The sequence below is a fragment of the Pauljensenia sp. C0254C2 genome (assembly GCF_056583835.1).
In genome coordinates, this window is the sequence record NZ_JBWPJO010000041.1 from 1 (window position 1) to 665 (window position 665).

Consider the following 665-nt stretch of genomic DNA (forward strand, 5'->3'; position numbering starts at 1 on the left):
CCGAGTACTACCTCAACCTCCTCGCATACTCCATCAACACCGGCAACACCACCACCCTCAAAAAAGTCAGCAGCCCAGAATGCAAAGTCTGCCAATCATATGTCAGAAAGATCGAAAACTTAGATAGCAATACCGACTGGGTCGACAGTATGAGATTCAAAATCGATTCATTCAATTCAGTGGAGCTGTATCCAGAAGAGTCGGATCTATATCTCGTCGAATTTCTGGCAACTTCCGCTCCCTATGTCGTGTACTTAGATGGAGAACTGACTTCGTTTGAAGAGGAAAGAGTGCTCATCCAACTTGACCTCCGTCAGGCCAATTCTGAGTTCACTGTAAATAGGTTCTTTGCGAAAGAAAGAGAGGACTAAAAATATGCGTTTTGCGGCAATCTCTTTACTTTGTTTATCTCTCGCTTTGAGCCTCCCATCGGAATTCGCAGGCGACCCGGACGAAGGAAACTTCAGCACCGCCGCAACTAGTGCTTCAGAAGGCGAGCTACAAGTTGAGGTTTCCATCAAACAGACTGTCTCAACATCGGGATCCGAAGGCACTGCATACAACCTTGGAACTTCTAGTGTTAGCCAAGGTGGTGTGGTTGAGGTTGTTGAGGGGCCGGTTGGTGGGTTTCGTGTACCGGGCTGGCAGGTGCGCTGCAAGATCGG

The 665-nt window shown here is 48.4% G+C and carries 2 protein-coding genes; both read left to right on the forward strand.

Annotated elements, in window-relative coordinates; translation table 11 throughout:
- The coding region (locus AC1DA5_RS10585; protein WP_480290200.1) for a DUF6318 family protein at positions 1–371 on the forward strand (371 nt) is incomplete at its 5' end.
- 4 nt (positions 372–375) lie between these two features.
- A partial coding sequence (locus AC1DA5_RS10590) for a hypothetical protein (RefSeq protein WP_480290202.1) occupies positions 376–665 on the forward strand: 290 nt, incomplete at its 3' end.